General features: G+C 62.1%; 13 protein-coding genes. 6 read left to right on the top strand and 7 right to left on the bottom strand.

The window, feature by feature from the left end:
* Positions 1–30: 30 nt before the first annotated feature.
* The 6 genes from A0251_RS04400 to A0251_RS04375 all read left to right on the top strand — a co-directional run bounded on the left by A0251_RS04400 (position 31) and on the right by A0251_RS04375 (position 6,590).
* Positions 31–1,347, top strand: coding sequence for a DsbA family protein (locus tag A0251_RS04400; RefSeq protein ID WP_062815632.1), 1,317 nt, complete (start codon positions 31–33; stop codon positions 1,345–1,347).
* 125 nt (positions 1,348–1,472) lie between these two features.
* Entirely contained in the window at positions 1,473–1,859 is a 387-nt protein-coding gene (locus A0251_RS04395) for an MAPEG family protein (RefSeq protein ID WP_062815631.1), read from the top strand.
* Positions 1,860–1,948: 89 nt separating this feature from the next.
* Positions 1,949–2,944, top strand: a complete 996-nt coding sequence (locus tag A0251_RS04390; protein ID WP_062815630.1) for a 2Fe-2S iron-sulfur cluster-binding protein — start codon at positions 1,949–1,951, stop codon at positions 2,942–2,944.
* A 222-nt stretch (positions 2,945–3,166) separates the two neighbouring features.
* On the top strand, positions 3,167–4,453 hold the full coding sequence (locus A0251_RS04385) for a paraquat-inducible protein A (RefSeq protein WP_062815629.1): 1,287 nt from the start codon (positions 3,167–3,169) through the stop codon (positions 4,451–4,453).
* Positions 4,450–6,066 (top strand): intermembrane transport protein PqiB, encoded by a 1,617-nt coding sequence (pqiB, locus tag A0251_RS04380; RefSeq protein WP_062815628.1) that lies wholly within the window; start codon positions 4,450–4,452, stop codon positions 6,064–6,066. The genes A0251_RS04385 and pqiB overlap by 4 nt, the downstream gene beginning before the upstream one ends.
* Complete coding sequence (locus A0251_RS04375; protein ID WP_062815627.1) at positions 6,063–6,590, top strand: membrane integrity-associated transporter subunit PqiC; 528 nt, start codon at positions 6,063–6,065, stop codon at positions 6,588–6,590. The genes pqiB and A0251_RS04375 overlap by 4 nt, the downstream gene beginning before the upstream one ends.
* 216 nt (positions 6,591–6,806) lie before the next feature.
* Here A0251_RS04375 and A0251_RS04370 read toward each other — a convergent pair whose 3' ends face one another.
* The 7 genes from A0251_RS04370 to A0251_RS04340 all read right to left on the bottom strand — a co-directional run bounded on the left by A0251_RS04370 (position 6,807) and on the right by A0251_RS04340 (position 13,320).
* Positions 6,807–8,036, bottom strand: a complete 1,230-nt coding sequence (locus A0251_RS04370; protein ID WP_062815626.1) for a heme biosynthesis HemY N-terminal domain-containing protein — start codon at positions 8,034–8,036, stop codon at positions 6,807–6,809.
* Positions 8,033–8,998 (bottom strand): uroporphyrinogen-III C-methyltransferase, encoded by a 966-nt coding sequence (locus A0251_RS04365; RefSeq protein WP_062815625.1) that lies wholly within the window; start codon positions 8,996–8,998, stop codon positions 8,033–8,035. The genes A0251_RS04370 and A0251_RS04365 overlap by 4 nt, the downstream gene beginning before the upstream one ends.
* Before the next feature lie 335 nt (positions 8,999–9,333).
* The gene (locus A0251_RS04360; protein WP_062815624.1) at positions 9,334–10,032 is read right to left on the bottom strand and encodes a uroporphyrinogen-III synthase; all 699 of its coding nucleotides are present in this window, start codon (positions 10,030–10,032) and stop codon (positions 9,334–9,336) included.
* Between the two features lie 5 nt (positions 10,033–10,037).
* Positions 10,038–10,970, bottom strand: coding sequence for a hydroxymethylbilane synthase (gene hemC / locus A0251_RS04355; RefSeq protein ID WP_062815623.1), 933 nt, complete (start codon positions 10,968–10,970; stop codon positions 10,038–10,040).
* A gap of 161 nt (positions 10,971–11,131) precedes the next feature.
* Positions 11,132–11,443 carry a TRL-like family protein gene (locus A0251_RS04350; RefSeq protein WP_062815622.1) on the bottom strand — a complete coding sequence of 104 codons (312 nt, stop codon included), beginning with the start codon at positions 11,441–11,443 and terminating at the stop codon, positions 11,132–11,134.
* A gap of 83 nt (positions 11,444–11,526) precedes the next feature.
* On the bottom strand, positions 11,527–12,267 hold the full coding sequence (locus A0251_RS04345; RefSeq protein WP_062815621.1) for a LytTR family DNA-binding domain-containing protein: 741 nt from the start codon (positions 12,265–12,267) through the stop codon (positions 11,527–11,529).
* Positions 12,268–12,282: 15 nt separating this feature from the next.
* On the bottom strand, positions 12,283–13,320 hold the full coding sequence (locus tag A0251_RS04340) for a sensor histidine kinase (protein ID WP_062815620.1): 1,038 nt from the start codon (positions 13,318–13,320) through the stop codon (positions 12,283–12,285).
* Between the last annotated feature and the right edge of the window lie 138 nt (positions 13,321–13,458).

Raw genomic sequence — 13,458 nt, 5'->3', positions numbered from 1 at the left:
CTGTGCCCACTTACGAGGAGCACTCTGTTAATGAGTCTGAGACAACGTTTGATGCCACTGGTGGCCAAGCTGATCACCAGCGAACGCCTGCAACAATGGCGCCGGGCCTTTCGCGAATCGCGCCGCAAGCTGCAACGGCGCCCTCATCAGGCGGTGTTCTACTTCCGCATTGATGACCCTTATTCCGTGTTGATGGCCCAGGTACTGCCCCGCTTTGCCCGCCACTTCGGCATCACTATTACCCCCCGGGTCATGCTGTACCTGGATCAGCAGATGTACCCGGCGGCGGACATGCTGGAAGAACTGGCCCCCCGCGACGCCACCCAGCTGGCGCGCCTGCATGACCTGGACTTTCCCCACCACTGGCAACTGCCGCCCCGGGAAGTGAGCCTGGCAGCAACACGCTGCCTGCTGAAACACGAGGGTGACGAGCGTTTCTGGAGCCTGGCCGCCGCCCTGGCCGATGCCCTGTGGCGCAACGACCACGACAGACTGGAAGACCTGCTCACCGAACACGGCCAGATGCCCGCCGACCGGGCCCAGCTGGCCCTGGAAGCGCGCCGCGACCAGTTCCTCAAGGACGGCCACTATCTCACCGGCACCCTGCACTACGAAGGCGAGTGGTACTGGAGCGTGGAACGGCTGGACCATCTGGCCCACCGCCTCAACGACCTGGGGCTGGGCAGCGCGGACTGGCCGCTGCCCTACGGCCGCGCCAAGCGGGCCCGCCTGAAAGACGTGCCGGAGGGCCTGAAAGGCAAACCCCTGGTGCTGTTCTTCTCTTTCCGCAGCCCCTACTCCTATCTGGCCCTGGCGCGCACCTATGCCATGGCGGACCATTACGGTCTGAACCTGAAGATCCGCCCGGTCCTGCCCATGGTCATGCGCGGGCTCTCGGTGCCCAAGGCCAAGCGTTTCTACATTCTCAAGGACGCCGCCCGGGAAGCCCGGCTGCACAGGGTGCCGTTCGGCAAGGTATGCGATCCGGTGGGTGCCGGCGTGGAACGCTGCATGGCTATCTGGCCTTTCGCCGAAAAGGAAGGTCGTCTGCGTGAATGGCTGCGCGCCGCCGCCACCGGCATCTGGAGCCAGGGCATCAACGCCGCCACCGACAATGGCCTGAAGTTCCTGGTGGAAAATGCCGGGCTGGACTGGAACCGGGCCCGCCGCTGGCTGGACGACGACAGCTGGCGCGATCGCGCGGAAGACAACCGCAACGCCATGATGGCCGCCGGCAGCTGGGGCGTTCCCAGCTTCCTGACCGAAAAGACCATGGTCTGGGGCCAGGATCGTTTTGCGGTCATCGAACAGTGCCTGCTAGCCTCACAGGCCGATGACAAGGACTGAGATAGCCTCAGCTTCATTTCCGTAGGAGCGGCGCTCGAGCCGCGAAGCCGTTTTCGAAAAGATCTCTGGGCGCTTCGCGGCTCGAGCGCCGCTCCTACGGCTTATAAAAACCACGGAGAATCACTATGACCCTTGCTTACTGGTGCGTGCTTGCCGCCATTTTCCTCCCTTACCTGAATACGGCTCTGGCCAAGTTCCAGGGCGGCTTTGGCCCGAAACAGAACCATAACCCCCGGGAATTCCTGGAAACCCTGGAGGGCAGCCGCAAGCGGGCCCATTGGGCCCAGCAGAACAGCTTCGAGGTGACCCCCGCCTTTGCCGCAGCCGTGATCATTGCTCACCTTGTGCAAACCGCGCCCCAGGGCACCATCGACGGCATCGCCCTGGCCTTTGTGGTCAGCCGGATCATGTACACCGTCTGCTACATCGCCGACTGGGCCAGCGCCCGCACCCTGGTATGGGCCTTCGGTATGGGCTGTATTGTGGCCCTGTTTGTGGGCGTAGGCAGTTAACGAAAGTCGCGAGTGACGAGGCGCGAGTGGCGAAAGACAAAACCGGTTTGGGTTTTCGAAACTCGCTCCTTCTCAGTCGCAACTTTTCAATGCCCAGGATCTATACCATCTCCGTCAACGGCAGGGATCAGTTCCCCTGCCGCCCTGACCAGACCATTGTCGAAGCCGGCCAACAGGCCGGCTTTGGCTTTCCGGTGGCCTGTCGCAATGGGGTGTGCGAACGCTGCATGGGCCGCCTGCACAGCGGACACGTTCAGCAAAGAAACCACATCATTCATGCGGGCGATGCCGATAGCTCCCGGGTGTTATACTGCGTCGCCCAACCACTCAGCGATTGCGAGATAGATGTGCCCGAGGTGACCGTTCCCGGCGAACTGCCAAGCCACGACGTCAACTGCCAGATTCAGCAGATCGAAGTGCTCAACCATGACGTGAGCCGGGTCTGGCTACAATTGCCCGCCGGCAAGCGGATCCAGTGGCATGCGGGCCAGTACCTGATGCTCAACCTGAACGGCGAAGGCTACCCCTTTTCCATTGCCAACCACTGCGATGGACGCGCTCTGGAACTGCATATCCGCCATGGCGACGATAACAGTGCAGCCCAGGACATCATGGCCTACCTGGAATCGGCCAGCACTGTCAGCATCACGTTGCCCGCCGGCCTGCGCTTTATCGACACGGCCCCGGCACAACCGGTGTGGTTTATCTGCGGTTCCACCGGATTTGCCCCGGTGAAGGCCATGGTCGAGCGGCTGATCGCCCTGGATTTCGATCAGCCGGTGCGTTTGTTCTGGGGCGCCCGCACCCCGGAGGACCTCTATCTGTCGACCTTGCCGGCCCAGTGGAAAACCGCCCTCAAGGACTTCGATTTCACCACCTCCCTGTCCGACATCCGCCACCCGGATCACGCCGAGGGTCTGGTCCACGAGGCGGCGCTGGCCGCTCTGGACGAACCGGACCTGCCCCTGTTCTATCTGGGCGGCTCCCCGCCCATGGCTTGGGCGGTGTTCGATGCACTGGTGGCTGAAGGAGTTCCCGCCGGCAATATCCATTGCGACGTGTTCGATTACGCGCCGAGGGATTAGCGGCAAGCTTCAAGCTGCAAGCTACAAGCTACAAGCTGCAACGCGGGGTTGGGCTCGTGCTAATCGGCAAGGCCTGGGCCTCGCGCTGCAAGCCTGTTCGGTCATGCCGCATCGAGTACCCGCTACAAATCGCGGCCAAAACGCGCCCGGACTGGCAACAACCGGGCCCGCGTTGTAGCTTGTAGCTTGCGGCTTGAAGCTTCACACCAAGGAAAGGATGCGATGGCGCAGGATTCTCCGCCCACAGTGCATAACCAGATACTTCTGCTGCCCTGCCATGAATGCGATCTGGTCTGCGAAGTGGTCCCTGGCGAGAAGGGCGGCTGGCTGCAATGTCCCCGCTGTCGGCACCCGCTGATGCGCCAGGCGCAGAGTGATCAGCTGACACCTGCGCTGGCGTTCACCGCCCTGATCCTGCTCGGCCTGTCTTTGCTGTTCCCCTACATCGGCTTTGAAAAAAGTGGTATCGAGCGTGCCATGACCGTCACCGATGCGGCCTGGGAACTGGCGGTCTATCACCACCCGGCACTGGCGGTGATCGTGATTGCCACCATCATCGTGATACCGGCCCTCTATCTGTTGTCGATCTGCTGGGTGCATCTGAGCCTGGCAGCGCCCCACCAGCTGCCCGGCAGTCTGTTGCTGGCCCGCTGGCTGCCCCGCATGCAGCCGTGGATGATGGCCGATGTGTTTGCCATTGCCGCCCTGGTCAGCCTGGTGAAGATCGTCGCCATGGCCCATATCCAGCTGCTCTCTGCCTTCTGGACCTTTTCCGGCTATGCCCTGTTATTGCTGATCACCGTCACTCGCATGAATACCATTAGCCTGTGGCAGCGGCTGCTCGGCAATCTGCAGCAGCCCGTTGCTGCCCGCAGCGGACTGACCGCCCGCGCCCAGGGCCTGATCGGCTGCCAGTGGTGCGGACAGTTGCAGGCCATGCACCACCACCATTGCCAACGTTGCGACAGCCCCCTCCATGGTCGTCATCCGTTGACCCTGCAGCGGGTCTGGGCATTGCTGATCACGGCCATTCTCTGTTGCTTCCCGGCCCACCTGTTTCCGATCATGACCACCACCAGCCTGGGACAGAACGAGCCATCCACCATCATTGCCGGTGTCATGCTGTTTCTGCGCCACGGCGACTGGCCCATTGCCCTGATCATCTTTACTGCCAGCGTGCTGGTGCCGTTCGGGAAAATCCTGGCCCTGGGTTGGCTGTGTATCGCCAGCCGCCGGCGGGACACCCTGGACATGAAAAACCAGATGGCGCTTTACCGGATCACCGAATGGGTGGGCCGCTGGTCCATGATCGATGTGTTCGTGGTGGCCATCATTGTCGCCCTGTTCCAGATGGGCAATATTCTTACCGTGACCCCGGGCGTGGGTGGCGTGGCCTTTTCCGCCGTGGTGATATTTACCATGCTGGCCGCCCACCAGTTTGATCCGCGCCTGATTTGGGATCAGCAACAAACCCTCACCCGCAACACGCAACCGGAGCATCAGCCTTGAGTGACACCCAAGCCGAACCCCGCCGCACCCGGCTTTCCGCCGTCTGGCTGATCCCTCTTGCTGCCGCCCTGATCGGCCTGTGGCTGGTGTTCAGTTATCTCTCCAGCCAAGGGCCGGTGATCACCCTGAAACTGGCGGATGCAGAAGGCATCAACGCGGGCAAGACACCAGTAAAAACCCGCAATGTGCAGGTCGGCCTGGTAGAGAGCGTGAGGCTGTCGGATGACATGAGCCACACACTGCTGACCGTACAGATGCAATCAGATACCGACCGTATGTTGGCCGAAGACACCCGCTTCTGGGTGGTCAAACCCCGTATCAGCCGGGAGGGCGTGAGTGGCTTGAACACGGTGCTGTCCGGCTCTTATATCGAACTGATGCCCGGCGAAAGCCGCAAGCAGGGCAAACGCTTTCAGGTACAGGACACACCACCGCCGGAAAAAACCGGTGCCGGCCTGTTCCTGAAACTGGTCAGCGACGCAGGCACCAATGTGGACGTAGGTGACCCGGTGAACTTTCGCAGCCTGAAGGTGGGCCGGGTGGTGGAAACCCGCTTCAACGCCGCCGACAAACGCTTCCATCACCGCATCTTTATCCAGAAACCCTATGACGTGCTGGTCTCGGACAGCAGCCGTTTCTGGCAGGTCAACGGCCTGGGCTTTCAGCTCGACGCCCGCGGCTTCCAGGCCCAGATCCATTCCCTGGAAGCCTTGATCGGCGGCGGCATTACCTTCGCGGTGCCCGATGGCAACATGCGCGCCGGCGACCCGGTAGAGGACGAGCGGGAATTCACCCTGCACAACGATGAAGAAAGCGCCCGCCGGGCGCTCTACACCGACACCCTGGATTATGTGTTGCTGGTGGAACGCAGTGTGCGCGGCCTGAAAAGCGGTGCCCCGGTGGAATATCGGGGCATCCGGGTGGGCACGGTGGAACAGGTGGCCTGGGGCTTTGGCCAGTCCGGCCCGGCCACCATCAGCAGTGCCCCGATCCCGGTACTGATCCGCCTGGAGCCCCAGCGCATCACCCACCAGAACCACGAAGACACGGCACAATGGCGACAGGAAATCGACCGCATGATCGGTGACGGCCTGCGCGCGAGCCTGAAGCCGGGCAACCTGCTCACCGGCTCCCTGTTCGTGGACCTGGATTTTCACCCGGAGAGTCCCGCCAACTCTGGCGGTGAACGCTATGCAGACGTGGCGGTGTTCCCCACGGTCAACAGTGGCGGCATCAGCAAGATCGAGGACCAGATCCAGCAACTGCTGGACACGCTCAACGACCTGCCCATGGAGTCCATCGCCGGCAACCTGAACCGCAACCTAGATAACCTGGCCGACGCCACCCGGCGCCTGGACACCCTGCTCGCCAACCCGGCGCTCAATGCCCTGCCGGAACGACTCACCGGCACCCTGGGCGCCCTGGAGGGCACTCTGCAGGGCTGGCAGTCCGGCGGTGAGGGCTATCAGCAGCTGCAAGGCACCCTGCAGAAGCTGAACCGTCTCCTGAATGAAGCGGAGCCATTGCTGGATACCCTGAACCGGCAACCCAACGCCCTGATCTTCCAGCGCCAACCGGCCCCCGACCCGCAACCCAGAGGCCCCCGCCAATGAAATCTGTCCTCATTCCCGGCCTGCTGGCCGCCCTGATGACGTTGCTGAGTGCCTGCAGCCAGACCCCTCCGGCACCGGCGCCGGATTACCTGCTACCGTGCGCCAGCCATAGTGGCCACACCCCGCTGCGGATTCACGTGACCCTGGCCAGCTACCTGGACCAGGGCGGCATTGTGTTGCAACTGAGCGATACCGAGCTGCACGTGGCTCGCCAGCACCGCTGGGCAGAACCGCTGGGCTCACAATTGCAGCGGGCACTGGCGGCGACGCTGGCAAGCCAGGCAACACTTCCGCAACAGGGAAAACTGGCACTACAAATCAGCCGCTTTCAGGGCGTGCAGAACGCTGAGGGGGGTGTGGCCAGGATCACCGGCACCTGGCAGTTCTCGTCAGATGCGCAAAGCCGAAAGGGCCCCATCGAGTGGCAGGGACCCATTAATGGCGAGGGCTATGCGCCACTGGTTGAAGCCCTGGATCAGGGGTGGCAGGACGTCGGGCAGGCCATCGGCCAGGCCCTGAAATAAGCCGCCACACGGTATCGCAAAGGCCCGATAGGTTTTGTAGGAGCGCCGCTTGAGGCGCGAACAGCATTAGAAGCGAGTCACGAGGTTAGAGTTTCGAAAATCGTTTCGTCCCTCGTAACTCGACCCTTTTCGCGCCTCAAGCGGCGCTCCTACAGCAAAAAGGCCGCACCCGGATTCCCCGGCGCGGCCTTTTGATTTTCGTTTTCCAACACCGCTCTACAGCGACTTCTCCGGCATCGGCAACGCGGGCAACTGCCCTTCCAGTTGCTGCAAGCGCCGCTCGAACGCTTTCTGCGCCTTGCTGGAATCTCCCAGCGCCTGATACAAGCGCGACAGCTCGGCCAGCGCTGTGGCGCTTTGACTGGAGTTGGCGGCCGCCTCGAAGAAGCCCTGGGCCTTGCCCCACAGGCGCGCCTTCAGCGCCACCCGGCCAGCGGTAATCAGCACCGCCGCATTGCCAGGACGTTCCGCCAACCAGCCTTCCAGCACCTGTAGCAGGTCATCCGGAGAAATATCGTCGATGGCTTCCAGCACCGGCGGCAGACGATCATCCCATTCCCGGGAAAGGTGTTCCCGCACCAGATTCAGAGCCCCTTTGCCGCCACCCAGCTGTGCCAGAAAACCGGCATAGCGGGCCACCATGGCCGGGTCATTTTTCAAATGCACCGGCACATCTTTCCACAGCTTGCGCAGTTCTTCCCGGCGGCCATCCGCATCGTTAAACCCGGGCTTGCGGGCGGTTTCCTGCAACAGCGCCAACCAGGCCCGGCGCTCACGACGGGATTCCTTGCCCTCACCGAAAGCACGCTTGAGCCGCGGCATCAGAGCGCACAGGGCCGGCCAGTCCTTCTGGCTTTCCAGCACCTCCGCATAGGTACGCAGGATACGTTTGTTCCGCGGCGCCAGGTCCGCCAGCACCTTCAGTTCCTGGCGGGCCTGCTCCGGATAACCATCGTCCAGGGCGAAACGGGCCTTCATCAGCCCGGCCACCAACTGACCGCGACGATCACTACTGGCGTTTTCCAGATACCGCTGACTGGCCTCCACGTTCTCCTGCTCCTGGGCCGCTTCCGCCGCCAGCAACCAGGCCAGCAACGGCCAGTCGCCGTCTTCACCGGCGGCTACCAGCAGGCGCTCGGCCTTTTCCTGCTCCCCATCCACCAGTTGCAGAAAACCACTGCGCAGACGTCGGGCCGCCACCGCTTTTTTCCAGCGACGGGTGGCACGCACCGGCTCCAGGGCATTCCAGGCGGCATTGCCGAGCAGGGTCAGAATGACAATGGCCACCGCCGTCAGCAACGCGGCCAGCACCACGAAGCCCAGGGTGGTATCCATGGAAAAATCATCGCGGATCACCAGCACATAGCCGGAGTCCGCCGCCATCCAGCGCCCCAGCGCCAGAGCGGCAACCAGGGCGATGACGATCAGCAGGGCGACTTTTTTCATGCACCGCCCTCCTTGCGTTTCAGTTCTTCAATGGCGGCCAGCCCCGCACCGATTTCTGGCAGCGCCTGGGCCACATTGCTGCCGCCCAGTTCTTGCAGGGCCTTGCGCATCTGCGCCGCCCGCGGCTCATCTTCACGGAACCACTGGGCCAGCGTGGAGCGCGCCGTATCCAGGGCCTGCTGATAGGCCTTGGCCCGGCCCTGCATGAGGGCCAGTTGCGCCTGCTGCAGGCTACCGTCCAGCGTCAGCCGCACCAGGGACGCCTGCTCCGCGGACAACGGCAGCGGCACCGCACCATCATGATGGCGCACATTCACGGGGAGCCGGTCGAGCACATCCTGCCACCAGGGCTGGCTCACTTCCGGCATGTCGCGCTCGGGGGGAGCTTCTTCCACCGGCACCGCCAGCTCGGCAACGATCTGACGCAGGGCGCCTAGGCGCAGCACCATGCCCTGCACGTCCACCTGGCCGGCGCCACTGAGCTTTTCCATATCCATGGCCAGCGCCTGACGGGCCGGCAATACCTTGGGATCATCCAGACGTGCCAGGGTCTCATCGGCGGCTTTCAGCAAACGCCGCGCCGCAGACGCGTCCTGGGTCAGCAGCAGGCGCTGACTGGCCAGGCTGGCCAGCGCCCGCGCCTCGTTGACCAGCCACAGGGTCTGGCCTCCGCTCTGCATGTCGGCCAGCACTGCCCGATCCTTGACCATGCGGGCGGCCAACTCCGCCTGCTTTTTCTCGAAGGAGGACAACGCGCCCTGAACGTCGCTGCGCTGACTGGCCATGGCGGCTTTCAATTCGCTGATCTGACCGGCAAGACCGGCCTTCTCTTTCTGCATCTGCTGGAACTGCTGCCAGCCCCACCAGCCACCGGCCCCCAGGGCCGCCAGAACCACCAACACCACCAGTACTACCCAGACGCTCTTGCCTGTCTGGCGGGAATAAAGACGTTCCTGCGTCATGTCAGCTCCATGTTCTGATTATCTGGCACCCCCGAACGGGCGATCCGTAAAGCCTATTTAGGATCTATCCGCGGCTGCGTTGCCAGCCGCCGGCAAGAGCACAGGCTTGTGCAGGACAACATCACCGCACAATCCGACTCATGTACCCGATCAAACAACGAATTCCGGCGCGGCGGCATATAGATCTTAAATAAGCTCTCAGCGAAAACCTTAATTGGGGCTGCGCTGAGTGTCCATTAAACAATGTAATAGGGAAGGCAAACAGGGCATCAAATCGCGGCATGGATGACAAATCGCTACCTTTGCCCGGAGAGGGACGCCGTTATGCATGGACGTCACATGGAAGGCAGCGCCGCCAGCATATCCTCATCGTGGGCGCTCGCCGCCACTCGCAATGGCCCGCCATGTTGCGCACGGACAGGTGTGGCCACCCGCTCTCCGGCGGCCACGACACCCACCGCAGAGGGGATGTGTCCGCTGATTGCCTGCCAGCTTTCCACGCTGGTGACCATGACCCAGTCGCATCCCTCGGGGCAATGGAAAGCGGTGCTGGGCACGCGACGGTAAAACGGCAGGGATACAACCTCGGCACCGCGCTCGGCAAGGGTCTTCGCCAACAGTTCCCGGCCGCTTTCTCCACGGCACAGCAACACTTTCTTTTCAGCCAGTTGCTGCAGGCAAGGCAGCGCCAACACCGCTTCGGAATTGAACCCGCCATCCGGCACCGTCGGTTGCAGATGCCAACGGGAAATCTCTGCCGCCGTGGCCTTGCCCACCGCCAGCCAGTGAAGCCCCACCGGCCACTGGGGCCAGATATCCGCCATGGCGGTCAAAGCCAGGCGCGCAGCATTACTGCTGGCAAAGAAAACCGCATGGAACAGGTCCAGATCCATGAGTACCCGGCGGCTGGCATCGCTGACCGGCAACGGCTCGATATGCAGGGCCGGGCTGTGCAGGGGCCTATGGCCAGCCCGGCTCAGGGCATCCATTAACGCCTGCTGCTGGCCCCGGGGACGGGTAATCAGCACCTGCATGGCCGTTAACCTCGCTCGTAGAGCGCCTTGAGGATCTCGTCCGCGCCCTGGGCCAGCAGCTGCTCGGCAATCTCTACGCCCAGCTCGGCACCGCGCTCGCGATGGGCGCGGCCCTCTGCCCGCAGCACCTGCTTGCCGTTTTCCTCGGCAACCAGACCGCGCAGCCAGAGCTGGTCGTCCTCCAGCAGGGCAAAACCGGCAATTGGCACCTGGCAACCGCCCTCCAGGCGACGGTTCATGGCGCGCTCCGCCACCACCCGATCCCAGGTATCCCGGTCACTGAGGGGGCTGAGCAGTTCGATGGTGCGGGCATCACCATCGCGGCATTCGATACCCACTGCGCCCTGGCCCACCGCCGGCAAGGATTCTTCCGGCGGCATTTCGTAGCGGATCCGCTCGTGCATTTCCAGACGCTTGAGGCCGGCAGCCGCCAGGATAATGGCATCAAACTCCCCGGCATCCAGCTTGCCCAGCCGGGTCTGCACATTCCCGCGCAGGCTTTTTACCACCAGATCCGGACGATTGGCCTGCACCTGGGCCTGACGGCGCAGGCTGGACGTGCCGACGCAGGCCCCCTGGGGCAGCGCCGACAGGCTGTCGTGATGATTGGAGACGAAGGCATCGCGGGGATCTTCCCGCTCGCAGATCACCGGCAGCGCAAAGCCTTCCGGCAATTCCATGGGCACATCCTTCATGGAATGCACGGCAATATCCGCACGACCGTCCATGATGGCCTCTTCCAGCTCCTTCACGAACAGGCCCTTGCCACCGATTTTTGCCAGCGGGGTATCAAGAATCTTGTCCCCCTGGGTCTTGATTCGCACCAGCTCCACACTCAGGCCTTCGTGCAGACTTTCCAAACGCTGCTGAACGTATTCCGCCTGCCAGATGGCAAGCGGACTGGAACGGGTGGCGATACGCAAGACTTCGCGGGACATGGGGGATCCTGTGATTCTGAAATGAGGAGGACAGTTTACAGGAAGAGACGCTCATACCGTAGGAGCCATGCTCGCCATGGCGAACCTGCTTGCGATCTCGATGGTTCGCTACGCTCAGTTCGCCATGGCGAGCATGGCTCCTACAAATTCAAAGGGAGGAATCAGTTGCCGTAAACCACCACGGTGAATTCCGCCAACACCCCGAAGAAATTCTGGGACTCGTAATCCACGTGGTGGATCTCGGTGATGCCCCCGTTGCGGGCAGCGGTCTGGATGCTGGCATCGCCGGAGGCGATGATGCCGAGAATGGAACGGGCACTGGCTCGGCCGACCCGGGTGGCTTTTTCCGTGGACGCGGTGGCAGTCAGGGGCGCTTTCACATTACCGTACAACAGACCGGTCACCGGCATGGCGGACGAGGCACAACCACTCAGTGCGACAGCACCGACCAGCAGAAGAAGAAGCTTTTTCATGGCAGATTTCCTGTTCTTGTTATTAATGATTGGCACATCTTCAGGGGCTCAAGGCTAGCACGCCCACCCCCCTCTGTTAACGCTTACAGATTCTGCAACACCCGGCGCAAACCTGCCACATGACGGCGGCTGACGGTCAGCCGTTCATCGATACCACGCAGACGTACCTGGTGGTGGCCGGCGGTGGCCATTTCCATCCCCTCGATAAACTTTAACGCCACCAGGGCATTGCGGTGTATACGCACAAACTGGTCACCAAATTCCGTTTCCAGCTCCTTGAGGGTTTCATCGATCAACACCTCACCTTCCCCGGAGCAGACGGTGACGTATTTCTGGTCGGCCAGGAAGTAGCGCACCTCATCCACCGGCACCAGTTCCAGCCCGCGATGGGTCCGGGCACTGATATGTCCACGGCGGCGGGGTTTTTCCTCACTGACTTCCCTGCCGATTTCCGCCAGCTGCACCCGGTTCAAGGTACGGGCCTTGCCCAGGGCCGTTTCCAGGTCCCCGGCGCTGACCGGTTTCAGCAAATAATCCACCGCATGGACCTTGAAGGCCTGCAGGGCATGCTCATCATAGGCCGTGCAGAAAATCAGCGCCGGCGGATTATCCATCTTGCTGAGATGCTCGGCGGCTTCCATACCATCCATTTCCGGCATGCGAATATCCATCAGGATCACATCCGGCCTGGTGGCCTGGGCCTGCTCAATGGCTTCCCGGCCGTTAGCCGCTTCTGCCACCACTTCAACCCCGTCGGTCTTTTCCACCAGCCGCTTGAGCCGGTCCCGCGCCAGTTGTTCGTCGTCGCACACAAGCACCCGCATAATTCCCATCCTTTTTTATTGCAGCGGATATCGAATTTCGATCTCGTATTCTTTTTGTTGCGGCCGTGACTCCACCGCCACCTCGTCACCATACAATGCTTCCAGCCGGTGACGAATGTTCTCCAGCGCCATACGGTTACCCTGGTGATGCCCCCCGCCTTCCGGTTTGGGGTTACTCACCGAGAGCACCAATTCGCCATTTTCTGCCAGCGCCCGGATTGTCACCACGCCGCCGGCGGTTAATGGCTGTATGCCATGATAAATGGCATTTTCGAGCAAGGGTTGCAAGGTTAACAGCGGAATCATCACGGTTTTTGCTTCCACGCGAATGTCCCACTCCACCTGCAACCGCTCGCCCATGCGCAATTGCTCAATATGAATGTAGCGCCGGCACAGCTCCAGTTCTTCTTCCAGCGTCGCCTCATTGCCGATATTTTTCAGGCTGGCACGGAACAGTACCGACAGGTCTTCCACCACCTTTTCGGCGGCGTCCGGGTCCACCGCAATCAGGCTGGCAATAATGTTCATGGAATTAAACAGGAAATGCGGGCGGATACGCGACTGCAAGGCCTGGATGCGCGCCTGCAATTCTGCCTGCCCCTTTTGCCGCAACTGCTCCTGTACATAGAAATAGCGCATGACCAGGCCGGCAATAATCGCGGCAATCAGGCCATTAACGGCAATTTCCCAGGACCACAGGGTGCCCGGTACAAGACTTCCTGTGACCCAGCCCATGACCAGAGTCGCCACCACACTGAATACCAGCGTGTCGATCACCACCAGCAACACCACGGCCACCGCCGCCCACGCCGGCGCCAGCCGATTCAGACGGGACCGCAACTGGCAGACCAGTGCCGCCGAGGTCAGCCCCACCCATTGCACAAACAGGGAGGTAATCGCCAGCCGGCCCACGCTGAAATCGCTGTAGTACGTGGCCACCAGGTTGATCACCAGGGCCATCAGCTCGGCCACCACCACCACCACCAGTACCGCACGGGTGCTGCACAGGTCGGGCAGGAAACTGGAGTTGGGCTGGTCGTCCGTGGCCGCCATCTTGGCTCCCGTCAGTAAAAATCACTAGTTACAGGCAGTTATACCTCAAGCCGTCAGATCACCCAAGTAATACCCGCAGGACACACTGAGTATGCCAGGAGTGATTCAGCGGCTCCCTGATGTTCAGGGGGTCCCCGG

Source organism: Alcanivorax sp. NBRC 102024, assembly GCF_001602235.1.
Taxonomy (GTDB): domain Bacteria; phylum Pseudomonadota; class Gammaproteobacteria; order Pseudomonadales; family Alcanivoracaceae; genus Alcanivorax.
Note: the sequence above shows the minus strand (reverse complement) of the source record. Positions and strands in the feature narration are given on the sequence as shown.